The 15,750-nt window shown below is 67.3% G+C and carries 9 protein-coding genes and 1 riboswitch; of the genes, 3 read left to right on the top strand and 6 right to left on the bottom strand.

Going from position 1 to position 15,750, the window contains the following annotated elements; translation table 11 throughout:
• Window positions 1-39 precede the first annotated feature (39 nt).
• Window positions 40-115: riboswitch (cyclic di-GMP riboswitch) on the bottom strand.
• Between the two features lie 211 nt (window positions 116-326).
• The 3 genes from TBD_RS15075 to acs all read right to left on the bottom strand — a co-directional run bounded on the left by TBD_RS15075 (window position 327) and on the right by acs (window position 4,351).
• The gene (locus tag TBD_RS15075; RefSeq protein ID WP_011311018.1) at window positions 327-938 is read right to left on the bottom strand and encodes a PEP-CTERM sorting domain-containing protein; all 612 of its coding nucleotides are present in this window, start codon (window positions 936-938) and stop codon (window positions 327-329) included.
• A gap of 384 nt (window positions 939-1,322) precedes the next feature.
• A complete protein-coding gene (locus TBD_RS15070) occupies window positions 1,323-1,955 on the bottom strand; it encodes a PEP-CTERM sorting domain-containing protein (RefSeq protein WP_011311017.1) in 633 nt (210 codons plus the stop codon).
• Between the two features lie 428 nt (window positions 1,956-2,383).
• On the bottom strand, window positions 2,384-4,351 hold the full coding sequence (acs, locus tag TBD_RS02550) for an acetate--CoA ligase (RefSeq protein ID WP_011311016.1): 1,968 nt from the start codon (window positions 4,349-4,351) through the stop codon (window positions 2,384-2,386).
• Between the two features lie 38 nt (window positions 4,352-4,389).
• On the opposite strand from acs, the gene glnE reads away from it, so the two are divergent.
• Window positions 4,390-7,089, top strand: a complete 2,700-nt coding sequence (glnE, locus tag TBD_RS02545; protein WP_425314939.1) for a bifunctional [glutamate--ammonia ligase]-adenylyl-L-tyrosine phosphorylase/[glutamate--ammonia-ligase] adenylyltransferase — start codon at window positions 4,390-4,392, stop codon at window positions 7,087-7,089.
• Window positions 7,090-7,116: 27 nt separating this feature from the next.
• On the opposite strand, the gene TBD_RS02540 is transcribed toward glnE, so the two are convergent.
• The gene (locus TBD_RS02540) at window positions 7,117-9,759 is read right to left on the bottom strand and encodes a cation-translocating P-type ATPase (RefSeq protein ID WP_011311014.1); all 2,643 of its coding nucleotides are present in this window, start codon (window positions 9,757-9,759) and stop codon (window positions 7,117-7,119) included.
• Window positions 9,749-10,765 carry a sodium:calcium antiporter gene (locus TBD_RS02535; protein ID WP_011311013.1) on the bottom strand — a complete coding sequence of 339 codons (1,017 nt, stop codon included), beginning with the start codon at window positions 10,763-10,765 and terminating at the stop codon, window positions 9,749-9,751. Before TBD_RS02535 ends, TBD_RS02540 begins: the two co-directional genes overlap by 11 nt.
• A 240-nt stretch (window positions 10,766-11,005) precedes the next feature.
• Here TBD_RS02535 and TBD_RS02530 point away from each other — a divergent pair, with 240 nt between their 5' ends.
• Complete coding sequence (locus tag TBD_RS02530; protein ID WP_011311012.1) at window positions 11,006-12,742, top strand: potassium/proton antiporter; 1,737 nt, start codon at window positions 11,006-11,008, stop codon at window positions 12,740-12,742.
• A gap of 124 nt (window positions 12,743-12,866) precedes the next feature.
• Here the strand turns inward: TBD_RS02530 and TBD_RS02525 are convergent, their stop codons facing one another.
• Window positions 12,867-13,832, bottom strand: coding sequence for a mechanosensitive ion channel family protein (locus TBD_RS02525; protein WP_011311011.1), 966 nt, complete (start codon window positions 13,830-13,832; stop codon window positions 12,867-12,869).
• 451 nt (window positions 13,833-14,283) lie between these two features.
• On the opposite strand from TBD_RS02525, the gene TBD_RS02520 reads away from it, so the two are divergent.
• Window positions 14,284-15,681 carry a sigma-54 dependent transcriptional regulator gene (locus TBD_RS02520; protein WP_049750202.1) on the top strand — a complete coding sequence of 466 codons (1,398 nt, stop codon included), beginning with the start codon at window positions 14,284-14,286 and terminating at the stop codon, window positions 15,679-15,681.
• The last annotated feature ends 69 nt before the right edge of the window (window positions 15,682-15,750 follow it).

Here is a 15,750-nt window from a genome sequence, read left to right as displayed (position 1 = left end):
GACAGGCATGCACACGCTGGGGACCCAGCACGGGTCATCCACGGCAGCGCCGCTATCTCTTTCGAGACCGGTCGCTTTGCGCCCCCGCCTCGCGGCGGGTTTGCCCTTTCGGGATTCCATCAATAACGTCGACATCCCGACAGACTTTAGGTGAGTACTCACACACACGTTGTCTTTTACATTGCGACTTTTCAACTACTTACGAAACGCCGCCCTCACTCCCGCGCGCCCTCTGGTAGCCCTGCCCACGCGAAATTTTTTTGGTCCTTTCGGAAAAAAACCAAAAAAAAGCGCCGACCCGCGGCGCTTTTTCGGGAGGTGACCGCTCAGGCCCTGCGGCGACGCACGACGAAGCCGATCAGGCCCAGCCCGGCGAGCATCATGGCGTAGGTCTCGGCCTCCGGAATCGGTACGACGCCACCGCCGCCACCGCCGCCGCCGTTACCGTCGCCGTTCCAGATCGCGATGTGCGAGATCGCACCTTGCGCAGGATCCTGCCAGAACCCGGACAGGTTGATATCGTCAGTTCCGTTCCAGCCGCTGATATCAAAGAGATATTGAGCCGGCTGATGGTTGCCGTCCTTGACCACGAGATAGCACGATGGGCAGTCGATGATTGACATTCCGCTTTGGGTGATCGTCGCACCCGTGGCGTCACCGGTGGTTTCGAATGTGAACGTGGTGTCGTAGAAACCCGTGGCGGTTCCATCCTCGGCGCCGCCCTCGACGTCGACCTTGTATGCCAGGCCGAGCGACCCGGAAGGGGCACCGACCAGGCTTTCGACCTCGTCGGCCTGCAGCGCGTCGGTATCGAGCGAGGTCCAGGCGCCGGCAAGGTCGGGCGTGAGGTCCAGTGCTTGGGCCTGCGGGGCGAGCAGCAGCGCGGCCGGGAACATCAGGCTGCATAAGAGAGTGCGGTTGGTATTTTTAAGACTCATGACTTACCTCCGTGCAATGAGATGGCGGGGCGCGAAAGCAGCCACCCCAGGCACGCCAGGGTTCGCCCGAGACGTGTCGAGAGTGGGCCGCGGTTCATTGCCGTATGTGAACGGCAACGCCTTGAACTCTAGAAATCGACGCCGAGGGCCAGTAGCGGAGAAGACCGCACGTCGCTGTAGGATTGGAGGAAGCCGGGCCGGGGAAGGAATGGCGCGGATGAGATCGTCGCTCCCGCCCGGGCGGGAACCGCCGCAGGCGGTTGCAGGATCGCCGTCAGGCCTGCAGCCGGCGTCAACGGCCCGCGCGCGGAACGCCGTGACAGTCGGCCATGGGTGGGGAAAAAAAACAGCGCCGTGGCGGCGCTGTTTCACTGGGCGTTGACTTCAGCTCAATCTGCGCCTTGCAGCGAATCCGACCAGACCCAGGCCGGCCAGCATCATGGCGTAGGTGTCGGCTTCGGGGATCGGCGTGATCGTGCCGCCGCCACCGCCACCCGGTTGGGCGTTGTTGTAGATCGCAACGAAGGAAATCGCGCCCGGCGTGTTCGCCCAGAAATTGGACAGATTGATCGCCTCCTGGCCGTCCCACCCGCTGATGTCGAAAACGTACTGGGAGGGAATGGCGCTGCCATCCTTCACCAGCAGGTAACAGGACGGGCAGGCGATGTAATACATTGCACCTGCATCCCAGCTGATCGTTGCATCGTTCGGATCGCCCGAGAACGACGTCGAGTAGTACATCGCCGCGCTGCCGTCGTCCGGCGGCAGCATGTCGTAATCCTGCTTGTACGCGACGCCAAGGTCGGGCGGGCTCATCGGATCAACCAGATTTGCCACTTCGCTGGTCGTGAGCGTCGCGTTCTGGTTGGTTGTCCAATAGTTGGTATTGACGATCCAGCCGTCTGCCGCGAGGGTCAGGGCATCGATGTCGAGCGCGTTGGCCTGCGGAGCAACGCTCAGCGCCCCTGAGACCATCAGGGTACGGAACAGCGTGCGGGTAAGCTTTGGAAGTTCCATTTGACCTGTCTCCTCTGTAGACAATTTGACCACGCGTTAGGCATGGCCTTTTGATGGCCGCAAGAATCGAGCCGACAGGCAAATACAAAGACCCTGGTCCTTGTTTTTATGAATCAAAAGACGTCAGATACCCCGCGTCTTCGCCGTTTCGCCGTCGAGGCCATGTAAAGGACTCCGACAAAAACGCGCGCCTTTCGCCGCTTGCATGTAGGCAACGGGCGGGCGTGCCCGTGGCACCGCAGATAACAGCCAGACGCTGGCGGTGCTCAGTGCGGTGGCGGTGGAAAGAATTCCGACGCGCGTCTCGGTCGTGCCGGCATGGGCGTCGGAGGCACGCTCGGGCAAAGCGCTCGGTGCCGCGCGGCTTCCGGGCAGACGGGCGCGGTGGGCACCGGGTACGAGGCAGCGCCGCGCCGCGTCCGCGGCGCTTATTTCACGGCTTCCTTGAGCTGATCGAGGATCGCCGGGTTTTCGAGGGTCGAGACGTCCTGGGTGATTTCCTCGCCCTTGGCGATCGCCCGGAGCAGCCGGCGCATGATCTTGCCTGAGCGCGTCTTCGGCAGGTTTTCGCCGAAACGGATCTCGTCGGGCTTGGCGATCGGGCCGATCTCCTTGCCGACCCAGTCGCGCAGTTCGCGCGCGATGTCCTTCGCTTCGTCGCCGACCGCACGCGCGCCCTTGAGCACGACGTAGGCGACGACCGCCTCGCCCTTGACCTCGTGCGGGCGCCCGACGACCGCCGCTTCGGCGACGCGCGGATTGGACACCAGCGCCGATTCGATCTCCATCGTGCCGAGGCGATGGCCCGAGACGTTCAGCACGTCGTCGATGCGACCCATGATCCAGAAATAGCCGTCGTCGTCGCGGTGCGCCGAATCGCCTGCGAGGTAGGTCTTGCCGCCCATCTCCTCGGGAAAATAGGTCTTCTTGAAACGTTCCGGGTCGCCCCACAGCGTGCGCAGCTGCGACGGGAAGGGCCGCTTGATCACGAGATAGCCGCCCTGACCCTTCGCGACCGGCCCGCCGTGCTCGTCGGTGACCGCGGCCATGATGCCGGGCAGCGGCAGCGTGCACGAGCCCGGCTTGGTCGGCACCGCGCCCGGCAAGGGCGCGATCATGTGGGCACCGGTCTCGGTCTGCCACCAGGTATCGACGATCGGACAGCGGCCACCGCCGATGACCTCGTGGTACCACATCCAGGCCTCCGGATTGATCGGCTCGCCGACCGTTCCGAGCAGACGCAGCGACGACAGATCGTATTGCGCGGGCAGTTCGGAACCGAGCTTGATCAGGCTGCGGATCGCGGTCGGCGCCGTGTAGAAGGTCGTGACCTTATGTTTGGCGATGGTTTCCCAGAAGCGCCCGGCGTGCGGATAGGTCGGGATGCCCTCGAAGATGACCTCGGTCATGCCGAGCGCGAGTGGGCCGTAGGCGACGTAGGTGTGCCCGGTGATCCAGCCGACGTCGGCCGTGCACCAGTACACGTCGTTGTCGGCCTTGGCGTCGAATACCCAAAGCATCGACAGCAGCGCGCCGAGCAGGTAGCCGCCGGTCGAATGCTGCACCCCCTTCGGCTTGCCGGTCGACCCCGAAGTGTAGAGGATGAAGAGCGGGTGCTCGGCCGACACCCAGACCGGCTCGCAGGTCTCGGCCTGGGTCTGGGTCAGTTCGTGCCACCAGAGGTCGCGCGCCGACCAGTTCACCTCCCCGCCGGAACGGCGGTAGACGACGACGCGCTCGACGCAGGAGGTGTCGCCCATGGCCAGCGCCTCGTCGGCCGCCCGCTTGAGCGGCACGGCCTTGCCGCCGCGCAGCGATTCGTCGGCCGTGACGATGAGCTTGGCCTGCGCGTCCTCGATCCGCTCGAACAGGCTCTTCGCCGAGAAGCCGCCGAACACGACCGAATGGATCGCGCCGATGCGCGCACAGGCCTGCATCGCGACGACCGCTTCGATGCTCATCGGCATGTAGACGATCACGCGGTCGCCCTTGCCGACGCCGAGCGATTTCAGGCCGTTGGCGAACTGGCAGACGCGCGCGTGCAGTTCCTTGTAGGTGACCGTGCGGACGCTGCCGTCGTCGGCCTCGAAGATCAGCGCGGTCTTGTCGCCCCGGGTCGCCAGATGGCGATCGAGGCAGTTGTAGGAAACGTTCAGCTCGCCGTCGTCGAACCAGCGATAGAACGGTGCGTCGCTTTCGTCGAGCGTGCGCGTGAACGGCGTCTTCCAGTCGATGTGCTGGCGGGCGAGCTCGGCCCAGAACCCCTCGTAGTCCGCTTCGGCGCGGCGGCACAGCGCCTGGTAGGCCTCCATCCCGGCGACGTTGGCCTGCGTGACGAAAGCCTCGGCAGGCGGGAATACACGGGTTTCGGTCAGTACCGACTCGATGGCTGCCATACAAGCTCTCCGCTGTTAGAGTGTCCGATAAAGCACAAATTCTAATCCATGCCATGAGCAATCCCGCACTGAAACGGCTTGCCCGCTGCTCGCGTTTCGGCCGCCGCCTGCTCGCCGCGCAGCCCGCCCTTGCAGAGGCCCTCGTGCCCATGCTCGAGCGGCCTTTCGGGCGCGATGCGATGGTGGCTTTTCTGAGCGAGCCGCCGTGCGTCGACGAGGACAGCCTGCACCGGCGCCTGCGCCAGTTGCGTCAGCGCGTCTGGCTCGTCACGACCGCGCGCGACCTCGCTGGCAGCGCCGATCTGGGCGAAGTCGTCGCGACCTGGAGCGCGCTCGCCGAAACGAGCATCGAGACTGGACTCGCGTTCCACCACACGACGCTCGCCGCGCGCCACGGCGAGCCGCGCGGCGCCGACGGCGCGCCGCAGCGCATGGTCGTCGTCGGCATGGGCAAGCTCGGCGGCGGCGAACTCAACGTCTCGTCCGACATCGACCTGATCTATCTCTATCCCGAGGAAGGCGAGACCGCGGCGGACGGCGACGCCGCGGTGCGCTCGATCAGCAATCACGAATTCTTCGTCCGCCTCGGGCGCAAGCTCACCGCGGCGCTCGGCGAGAACACCGCCGACGGCTACGTCTTCCGCGTCGACCTGCGGCTGCGGCCATGGGGCGAGTCCGGGCCGTTCGCGATGGGTTTCGATATGCTCGAGGACTATCTCGTCGCGCACGGCAGGCCCTGGGAGCGCTACGCCTGGATCAAGGCACGGCCGCTGACGGGCGGGCATCACGACGCACTCGCCGCGGTCGTGCGACCTTTCGTATTCCGCAAGTACCTCGATTTCGAGGCCTTCGCCGCGATCCGCGAGCTGCACGCGCAGATCCGCCGCGAAGTCGTGCGCCGCGAAATGGCGACCGACGTCAAGCTCGGTCCCGGCGGCATCCGTGAAATCGAGTTCACGGCGCAGGTGTTCCAACTCATACGCGGCGGCCAGATCCGCACGCTGCAGCAGCGGCCGACGCTCACGGTGCTCGGCGAACTCGCGAAAAGCGGGCTGCTCGCGGCCGACGCGCGGCAGGAACTCGCGGCGGCCTACGACTTTCTGCGCCGCCTCGAACACCGCATCCAGTATCTCGACGACGCGCAGACCCAGCGCCTGCCCGACGATACCGATTCGCAGGCGATGCTTGCCGAGGCGATGGGCGTCGCCGATTACGGCACGCTCGTTGCCGCGCTCGACCGCCACCGCAGCCGCGTGACGCGGCACTTCGAGCAGGCGTTCGCCGCGCCGCAGACCGACCAGATGAGCCATCCGCTCACCGCCGTGTGCTGTGGCACGGCCGGCGTCGAAGCGGCAACGGCCTTGCTGGAGAACGCCGGCTACGACGATGCCGCGCAGGTGCTGGCGACGCTCGAGGCCTTGCGCGAGGCGAGCGCGCGGCTGCCCGAATCGACCCAGTTGCGGCTGAACGCGCTGCTGCCGCCGGCACTCGAAGTCATCGGCAGCCAGCGCGACCCGCAGGCCACGCTCGAGCGTTTCGCGCGGCTGGTGCAATCGATCGCGCGCCGCGCCACCTACCTCGCCCTGCTCGCCGAATATCCGGCCGCGCTACGCCAGCTCGTACGGCTGCTGGCCGCGAGCCCCTGGGCCGCGCAGCTCATCACGCGGCAACCGCAACTGCTCGACGAGCTGATCGCGCCGCAGTCGCTGCTGGCGCTGCCCGACTGGCCCACGCTCGCCGCGCAGCTGCGCGACGAGCTCGACGCCCAGCCGAACGACACCGAGGCGCAGATGGACGCGTTGCGCCGCTTCAAGCAGGTGCAAACGCTGCGCCTGCTGGCGCAGGACGTCGCCGGGCGCCTGACCCTCGAAGCGCTGTCGGATCACCTGTCGTATCTGGCCGACACGCTGCTCGCCGAAACACTCGGCCGCTGCTGGGCAGGCCTCAAGTCACGTCACCGCGACGCGCCGCGCTTCGCCGTCGTCGGTTACGGCAAGCTCGGCGGCAAGGAGCTCGGTTACGCGTCCGATCTCGACCTGGTGTTCCTCTACGACGACGCCGACCCGCGCGCACAGGAAACCTATGCACGGCTCGCGCAGCGCATCAACACCTGGCTCGGCACGCTTACGTCGGCCGGCATCCTCTACGAAACCGACCTCAGGCTGCGCCCTGACGGCGCCTCGGGGCTGCTCGTCAGTTCGATGGCGGCGTTCCGCGATTACCAGTTGCAGCACGCCTGGGTATGGGAGCATCAGGCGCTGACGCGGGCGCGCTTCGTCTGCGGCGACGGCGAAATCGGCGCGCGCTTCGAGACCTTGCGCCGCGAAGTGCTGTGCCTGCCCCGCGACGCGGAGGCGCTGCGCGCCGAGGTCCGCGCGATGCGCGAGAAAATGCACGCGGGTCACGTCAACGCGAGCGAACTGTTCGACCTCAAGCACGACCGCGGCGGCATCGTCGACGTCGAATTCTGCGTGCAATACCTCGTGCTGCGGCACAGCGCGGCGCATCCCGAAATGGCCGACAACGTGGGCAATATCGCGCTGCTCCTGCGCGCCGGCGCGGCCGGCCTCGTTCCAGCGACGCTCGCGCAGGGCGCGGCCGATGCCTACCGCGAACTGCGGCGCCAGCAGCACGCGATCAAGCTGAGCGGCGCCGAGTACGCGCGGGTTCCTCCGGGCGATCTCGAAGCGGTGCGCGCGGCGGTGTCGGCCCTGCGCGCCGAAGTGCTGGGCGGCTGAATGCCTGCGGCGCCCCGCGCGCGCCGCTCAATTTCCGCCGTAGAGCCAGCCCCGGCGCACCAGCCACTTCTCGATCTCGACGCCGATGAAAACGACCGACGACAGCGCGAGACAGGCACCGAGCTCGCCCGCGCTCAGCGGCGCGGTCCTGAAGATCGGGTTGAGCCAGGGCACATAGAGCACGGCCATCTGCAGCGCGAAGGTCACTGCGAGCGCGGCGATCAGCATGCGGTTGGAGAACACGCCGTGGCGGAACAGGGATTCACGCTCGGAGCGGATCGCGAGCACGTGGCCGAGCTGCGACAGCGTCAGCACCGTGAACACCATGCTCTGCCAGTGCGCCGATTCGGTGTGGATCGCCCACGCCTGGGTCAGTAGCGACACGCCGCCCATCAGCAGGCCGACCCACAGGATGTGCTGCCACATGCCGTGGGCGAAGATGCTTTCCTTCGGCGGACGCGGCGGCCGCGCCATGACGTCGCGCTCGGCCCGCTCGTTGGCGAGCGCGAGCCCGGGCAGGCCGTCGGTCACGAGATTGATCCAAAGGATGTGGATCGGCAGCAGCGGGATCGGCAGGCCCATGAACGGCGCGAGAAAGATGGTCCAGATCTCGCCCGAATTGCTCGTCATCGTGTATTTGACGAATTTGCGGATGTTGTCGAAGATGCGCCGCCCTTCGCGCACGGCGTGCACGATGGTCGCGAAATTGTCGTCGAGCAGCGTCATGTGCGCGGCTTCACGCGCGACGTCGGTGCCGCCCTTGCCCATCGCGACGCCGATGTCGGCCATCTTCAGCGCCGGCGCGTCGTTGACGCCGTCGCCGGTCATCGCGACGAACTCGCCTTTGTCCTGCAAGGCCTGCACGATCTTGATCTTCTGCTCGGGGTTGATGCGCGCGTAGACGCGCACGGTATCGACTTCGCGCTCGAACTCCGCAAGCGTGAGCTTCGCGAGTTCGGCACCGGTCAGCACCTTGGCGTCGGCGTCGATGATGCCGAGCCGGCTCGCGATCGCGCGCGCGGTCGCCGGATGGTCGCCGGTGATCATGACCGGGATGATGCCGGCGGCCTTGCACGCCGCAACCGACTCGGCCGCTTCGGGACGGGGCGGGTCGATCAGCCCGGCCAGTCCGACGAAGCTCAGTCCCGATTCGAGCGTGTCGACGTCGAGCGTGTCCGGCATGCGTGGCAAGCGCCTGAGCGCGAAGGCGAGGACGCGCAAGCCGTCCGCGGCGAGCCTTTCGGCCTCGTCGTGCAGCGCGTCCGTGTCGATCGGTGCGCGCCCTGACGGTCCGAGCCCATCGACGCAGCGCGGCAGCAGGCTCTCGGGGGCGCCTTTCACGAGCACGAGCGCGCCCTCGCCTTCGCGATGCACGGTGCTCATGCGCGCACGCTCCGAGTCGAACGGAAGCTCGCCCTCGCGCGGCAGCGCCTGACGCAGCGCCGCGAGATCGAGGCCAGCCGACAGCACCGCGTCGAGCAGCGCCGTCTCGGTCGGGTCGCCGCTCAGGCTGCCGTCGGCGTCGGCGACGGCGTCGTTGCATAGCGCCATCGCGAGCCCGAGCTCGTGCCACGGCGCCCCGCCGTCCTCCTGCAATCCCGGTCGCGTCTCGCCGGCGGCCTGCAGGCGGTCGACGCGCATCCGGTTTTCGGTCAGCGTGCCGGTCTTGTCCGAGCAGATATAGGTGACCGAGCCGAGCGTCTCGACCGCGGGCAGCCGCCGGATCAGCGCGTTCTGCCGCACCATGCGCGCGGCGCCGAGCGCGAGCGAGATCGTCACGACGGCCGGCAGCGCCTCGGGGATCGCGGCGACCGCAAGACTGACCGCGGTCAGCAGCATCACCAGCGGCGGCTCGCCGCGCAGCCAGCCGGCGACGAAGATGATCGCGCAGATCGCGAGCACGACGAGCGCCAGATGCTGGCCGAAACGCGCCAGGCGCTTCTGCAGCGGCGTCTTGCCCGCTTCGCCCGCCAGCAGCGTCGCGATCCTGCCCAGCTCGGTCTGCATGCCGGTGGCGACGACGAGCCCGCGCGCCCGGCCGTAGGTCGCGACCGTGCCCTTGTACGCGAGGTTGAGCCGGTCGCCGAGCGGCAGCTCGACCTCGCTCAGTTGCGCGTGCTGCTTCTCGACCGCCTGCGACTCGCCTGTCAACGCCGATTCGTCGACCTTGAACGCGGAGAGCTCGATCAGCCGCAGGTCGGCGGGAACGATGTTGCCGGCTTCGAGCTCGACGACGTCGCCCGGCACGAGTTCGCGCGCGTCGATCCAGGCCGCCTGGCCGTCGCGGATCACGCGCGCCTGCGGGCTGCTCATCTTCTTCAGCGCGGCCATCGCACGCTCGGCGCGATATTCCTGGACGAAGCCGATGATGCCGTTGAGGAACACGATGACGACGATCGCGATCGTGTCCTCCGGCTCGCCAACGATGCCCGCGATCACGGCGGCGGCGATCAGCACCAGGATCATGAAATCGGTGAACTGCGAGGCGAGCATCGCCAACGGGTGGCGACGGCCGCCCTCCTGGAGCGCGTTGGGGCCCTGTTGCGCCAGACGCTGGGCGGCCACCTGCGCCGAGAGCCCCCGGTTCAGGTCGCTGTCGAACTGCGCGGCCGCGGCCTCGGTGTCGAGGCGATGCCAGGCCTGGCGGGCGGTGTCTGCGTCAGTGTCCATAGAGATAGAGGAAGAGGCTGTTCAGCAGGTAGACGGCGAGCAGCAGCAGGCTGATCCAGCTCACCGAGCGCAACACCTGCGACGTCGGCCGCGTGACGAGGCCGACGATCGCAAGTCCGCTCATCATCATCGCCGAGAAGGCCGAGGCGGCATGCGAGATCGAGACGTCGGCGAACAGCGGGCCAGGCATGTAGGCGAAATCGTCGACGGCGAGAATGGCGACGTTGAACAGATTGCTGCCGAGCAGGTTGCCGATGGCCAAGTCGACGGCGCCCATGCGCAAGGCGGAAACCGTGACGACGATTTCCGGCGTCGTCGTCACGGCGGCGACGAACAGGGTGCCGACGAAGCTTTGCTTCCAATTCATCGCCTCGGCCAGGTCCGCCGCGATGTGGGGCAGCCAGACACCCGCCGCCACGACCACCAGCGCGGCCACGGCATAGCCCCGGACCGCCTGCTTGAGGCTCATCTGCGGATACGAGTCCACGCGCGCCTCGACCGCGTCAGCGAGGTGCGCCTTCTCGTGGCGATAGAGCGAGCGCATCGCGAGGAAATACAGCAGCAGGATGATCGGCGAATAGAGGCCGACATGCCCGAGTGCGGGAATCGCGGCGTCGCGGTAGAGCAAGAGGTTGAATCCGGCGAACCCGATCAGGGCGACGCCGTAGCCCGCCGCCAGCACGTTGCTCTGGCGCACGCGGGTATAGATCGATTCCTTGCGGCAGAGAAAGTCGAGCACCACGATGAAGCCGAGATTGAAGACACAGGCGCCGAAAATGTTGCCGACGGCGATGTCGGGGACGCCCGCGACGGTCACCGCGGAAACCCCGGTCACGAGTTCCGGCAGCGAGGTCACCGAGGCCAGCAGGATCAGCCCCACCCAGCCACGGCTCATGCCGCTTTTCTCGGCGATGACGTCGCCGTAGCGAGAAAGCCGCACCCCGGCCACGCCGATCACGGCGAGGCTGGCAAGAAGCGAAAGCCATACGACGACGATGTCCGGCATGAGCTTTTCTCCACATCACAGGCTGAAGAGGCGAGGCCGACGGACCGCCGCCGGGCTTGGACCGGCCAACAACACCGGCCGCCCGATCATACAGACTGGCACATTCTCCCGAGGACGGCCGCCGGGACCGATGCCGGCAACTATGCTGACACCTCGGTTTCCGTGCGCCGCGACCCGCCGCACGGTATGCACGTCCCGCCGCGCTGCCACGGGGCGAGGTCGGGCCTGAGGGCGCCCTCCATGGAACTCATCAACCAGCTCGTACTCGCGGGCGCGGTCCTGCTGCTCGTGGCCGTGCTCGCAAGCGCACTCTCCTACCGCATCGGCATGCCGCTGCTGCTGGTGTTTCTCGCCGTCGGCATGCTGGCGGGCGAGGACGGCCCGGGCGGAATCGTATTCAACCACAGCGGCTTCGCCTACATGGCCGGCAGCGTCGCGCTTGCCGTCATCCTGCTCGACGGCGGACTCAATACGCGGGCGGAAAGTTTCAGGGGCAGCCTGCGCCCGGCCGCGACGCTCGCGACCGCCGGCGTCGTGATCACCTGCGTGGTCACCGGGTTCTTCGCCGCCTGGGTGCTCGACTTCAGCTATCTGCAAGGCATGCTCGTCGGCGCGGTGGTCGGATCGACCGACGCCGCCGCGGTATTCGCGCTGTTGCGCGCCAAGGGCCTCACGCTCAAGGAGCGCCTGGCGGCGACGCTCGAAATCGAATCCGGCAGCAACGATCCGATGGCAGCCCTGCTCACGCTCGCCTTCATCGCCTTGATCACCGCGGGACGCTCGACCCCGGGCTGGGAAACGCTCGCACTGCTGATTCAGCAGTTGGGCCTTGGCCTGATCGCCGGGCTCGGCGGCGGGGCACTGCTCGTCTGGTTGACCAACCGGCTGCGGCTCGAACGCGGCATGTATCCGATGATGATTCTGGCCGGCGGGCTGCTGTCCTACAGTCTTACGACGGTACTCGGCGGAAGCGGCTTTCTTGCGATCTACTTGTGCGGCGTCGTCGTCAGCAACCGCAATCCGCGGGAGGCGAGCAACATCCTGCAGGTGCACGATGGCCTGGCATGGCTCGCGCAGATAGGCATGTTCCTGATGCTCGGGTTACTGGCGTCGCCGCACGAGCTCGTCGACAACGCCGCGGCGGGGCTGGCTATCGCGCTGGTGCTGATGCTGGTCGCACGACCCGTGGCGGTCGGGCTTTGCCTGCTGCCCTTCCGTTTTTCCGGGCGCGAGCAGATTTTCATCGCCTGGGTCGGCCTGCGCGGCGCCGTGCCCATCGTTCTTGCCTTGTTTCCGCTGCTCGCCGGCATCCCGGAGGCGTCGCTGATTCTCGATGTCGCCTTCTTCGTCGTGCTGATTTCGCTGACCGTACAGGGCTGGACGATCCCCTTGTTCGCACGCTTGCTGCAGCTCGAGGTGCCGCCCGCCCCCGAGCCGAACGAACGACACGACCTGGAAGCGAGCGCGGAGAGCGGGCACGCTTTCCTCGGGTTCAAGCTGCCGCCCAATTCCACGCTCATTGGCCAGCCTGCCAATGCCCTCTGGCTTCCCGGCGCTGCCCGCCCGGTCGCGATCGCGCGCGGAAACGAGACGCTGACGCCCGAGATCGCCGGCAGGCTGCTTCCCGGCGACACCCTGTACCTGCTCGCGCCGAGCGCCGACTGCGACACACTGAGCGAGCTCCTGGTCGCGCCGGTCGCGCCGCCCCACCTCGAGCGACGCCATTTCTACGGGGTCTTCGTTCTGCATGGCGACGCGTCGATGGCAGCCGTAGCCGGCCAGTACGACCTGCCCTTGCCCGCGGGGGCGGCAGAGCTGACGCTCGCGCAATTCCTCACGCGGACGCTGCGCCGTCATCCAGGCCCGGGCGACCGCGTGCGCCTCGGCAAACTCGAGTTCGTCGTGCGCACCGTCGTCAAAGGCCGTATCACCCGGGTCGGTCTACGCATCCCGACGCAACTCGATCGCAAGCGCTGAGCGCCCTGCCGCACGCGGCGCAGCCGCGACGATCGGACGTAGACCTCCCCCCGGGGAGGATGCCCAAAATCTTTCCAGGATTCACCCTGTTACCGGCCTGCCCGCCGCGCCGGCGGCAGCGAGCTCAGCGCCCGGTGCCGGGATTGACCGAAGTCAGCCTGGCCGCGCCAGCATGCGGATTTTCCGCCGTCCGCCCGCCGCGCGCCCGCTCCAGGCGCAGCGGCGGCGCGCTGCCGTCCTTGTTCTGACCCTGGTAAAGCGTGAGATGCGGAAACGGAATCTCGATGTCCGCCGCGTCGAAGGCCTTCTTGAGCCGCTGCAGATACGCACGGCGCACGTTCCACTGCTCGAGCGGCAGGGTCTTGAAGCGGCACCGGATCACGACCGCCGAGTCGGCCCACTGTTCGACGCCTGCGATCTCGATGTCCTCGACGATCTTGCTCGACAGTTCCGGGTCGGCACGCAGGTCGGCCGCGACCTCGCGCATCACCGCACACACGGCGTCGACGTCCTCGCGGTAGGCGACACTGACGTCGATCAGCGCGAAGGCAAAGCCGCGGCTGCGGTTGGTGACGGTGTCGATGATGCCGTTGGGCACGTAATGCACGCTCCCCTCGTAATCGCGCAGCCGGATGTAGCGCAGCGTCATCTCCTCGACCAGCCCGCCCTTGCCGCCGACTTCGACGACGTCGCCCTGGCGCACCTGGTTTTCGAGCAGCAGGAACAGGCCGGTGAAGTAATCCTTGACCAGGCTCTGCGCGCCGAAGCCGACCGCGATGCCGACGACCCCGGCGGCGGCGAGCACCGGCGCGATCGAGATGCCGAGTTCCGACAGCACGAGCATGCCGGCGACGAGGATGATCAGCACCGCAAGCACGTAGCGGAAGACCTGCTCGAGCGTATTGAGGCGCTTGATGCGCTCGGAGTCGTCGAGATCCTGCTGCAGGCGCATGCGCAGACGGGCGAGCCCCCTGCGCGACAGTCGCAGCGCGAGCCAGGCCAGGACCAGTATCAGCACGACGTGCAGGACGCTCACGAGCGGCCCGCGCCAGGTCTCGAGGTCGGGGAAATACTGGGTTAGCGCATCCATTTCGCACTCCTCGGCGCGGCCGCGACCGGAAACGCTGCGATCGCTTGAGTCGACGTTCTCATCAATGGCTCCAGAAAAATATCCACGGTAGTTTTACGGCGCAGGCCGGGGCAAGCCGGTCGGGCCGACAGCCCGTGTAGGGGTTTGATGATTCTTCAGAGACCCGCCGACTACGCCCGGCGGCCGCACCGCGTTGTCCGAGCAAGGGGCTCAAGCCTCATGACGGCCCGCCGCAGGCGGTGCTTCATGCTTGCATGAAACCCATGGACAGGCAAGGCAGGAGGCGCCGCGTCCGGCGAACCAGTGACAGGGCCTGCCTACCGACCGCCCGCAGCCGATGTCCTACACTTTGTGGATGGCGGCAGCGCCCGTCGGAGGCCCCGGGCGCGGCTCACATCGCGGCCGGGCCGATGCGCGGTCGCGGTGCATCGTCATTCCGAGAGGAGACAGAATGGCTTGGGTTGAGCGGGACGTCGTCGCGTTGGTCGACGACTGCGTGCACGGCGAGATTCATCGGTTTCTCTGCGCGGAGGGCTGGCGCGTGCATCGCGCGACGGGGCTTCAGGACCTCGCGAAGCAGCTTCAAGGCCATACCTTCCACGCCGGTCTGGTGCAACTTCAGCGCGCCGGCAACAACCGTCTCTTCGAGCTCGTGGGCCGGCAGCGGTCCCTGCAATGGATCGCGCTGTCCGACCCGGCTTTCTGGCGGCCCGGCCCCCAGCATCGCAACTTTCTCGCCGGCGTCTACGACTTCCATTCCCTGCCGGTCGACAGCCAGCGGCTCGCGATCTCGCTCGGTCATGCCTGGGGCAAGGGGCAGCTGCTCCAGCACCCGGAGGCGCCGTTCGAGACCCTCGAGGAATACGGCATCGTCGGCAGCAGCCCGGCAATGCTGAGCTTCGCTCACATGCTGCGCAAGGCGAGCAAGACCGACGCACCGGTACTGATCGCCGGCGAGAGCGGAACCGGCAAGGAACTCGCCGCACGCGCGATCCACGATATGTCTTCGCGTGCGCGAAAACCCTTCGTCGCGGTCAACTGCGGGGCGCTTCCTCCCCATCTGATCCAGAGCGAACTGTTCGGCCACGAGAAGGGCGCGTTCACCGGCGCTCACCAGCGCAAGATCGGCCGCATCGAAGCGGCCGACGGCGGCACGCTCTTCCTCGACGAGATCGCCGACCTGCCGCTCAGCCTGCAGGCCAATCTGCTGCGCGTGCTGCAGGACAAGGTGATCGAGCGCCTGGGGTCGACGCAGTCGGTGCAGCTCGACATCCGCGTCCTTGCCGCATCGCACGTCGACCTACTGGACGCCGTGGCGAAAGACCTGTTCCGCGAAGACCTCTACTACCGGCTCAACGTCGTCAAACTCGTCGTCCCGCCGCTGCGCGACCGGCACGGCGACATCGAGCTGCTCGCGCAGGCGCTGCTCGACAAGTTTTCATGGGAGACGCTCGGCAAGGTCAAGGGCTTCAGCCAGCAGGCGCTGCGCGCGATGAACCAGTACGCGTGGCCGGGCAACGTCCGCGAGATGGTCAACCGCATCCGGCAGGGCATCATCATGGCCGAACACCCCTATCTGACGCCGGAGGATCTTGGAATGGAAAGACGCGCCGCCTGCGCACCGGGCCTCACGCTCGACGGCGCGCGCGCCAAGGCCGAAGCCGATGCGATCCGCTCGGCCCTGCGCCGCTGCCAGCACAACGTCTCGGAAGCCGCCCGCGAGCTCGGCGTCTCGCGCGCGACGATGTACCGCCTGCTCGAACGCCACGCCCTGATCGGGCCCTCTCTTCGCGCGACGCCACCCGAAGCGCTGCACACGCTCGCGGGAGCCACGGAACGCAACGCCTGAGCGGGCGCGCCGCGACGCCCCGCCGAGTGGCTCCGGCCGCGGCCGATTCGCTCGGACATCCTGGCCGTA

Source organism: Thiobacillus denitrificans ATCC 25259 (assembly GCF_000012745.1).
Lineage (GTDB): Bacteria > Pseudomonadota > Gammaproteobacteria > Burkholderiales > Thiobacillaceae > Thiobacillus > Thiobacillus denitrificans_B.
This window is presented reverse-complemented; position numbering and strand designations above follow the sequence as displayed.

Coding starts and splice junctions, on each gene's coding strand:
- TBD_RS15070 (WP_011311017.1), bottom strand. CDS start 1,955: ATGGAACTTCCAAAGCTTACCCGCACGCTGTTCCGTACCCTGATGGTC.
- TBD_RS02530 (WP_011311012.1), top strand. CDS start 11,006: ATGGAACTCATCAACCAGCTCGTACTCGCGGGCGCGGTCCTGCTGCTC.
- TBD_RS02525 (WP_011311011.1), bottom strand. CDS start 13,832: ATGGATGCGCTAACCCAGTATTTCCCCGACCTCGAGACCTGGCGCGGG.
- acs (WP_011311016.1), bottom strand. CDS start 4,351: ATGGCAGCCATCGAGTCGGTACTGACCGAAACCCGTGTATTCCCGCCT.
- TBD_RS02540 (WP_011311014.1), bottom strand. CDS start 9,759: ATGGACACTGACGCAGACACCGCCCGCCAGGCCTGGCATCGCCTCGAC.
- TBD_RS02520 (WP_049750202.1), top strand. CDS start 14,284: ATGGCTTGGGTTGAGCGGGACGTCGTCGCGTTGGTCGACGACTGCGTG.
- TBD_RS02535 (WP_011311013.1), bottom strand. CDS start 10,765: ATGCCGGACATCGTCGTCGTATGGCTTTCGCTTCTTGCCAGCCTCGCC.
- TBD_RS15075 (WP_011311018.1), bottom strand. CDS start 938: ATGAGTCTTAAAAATACCAACCGCACTCTCTTATGCAGCCTGATGTTC.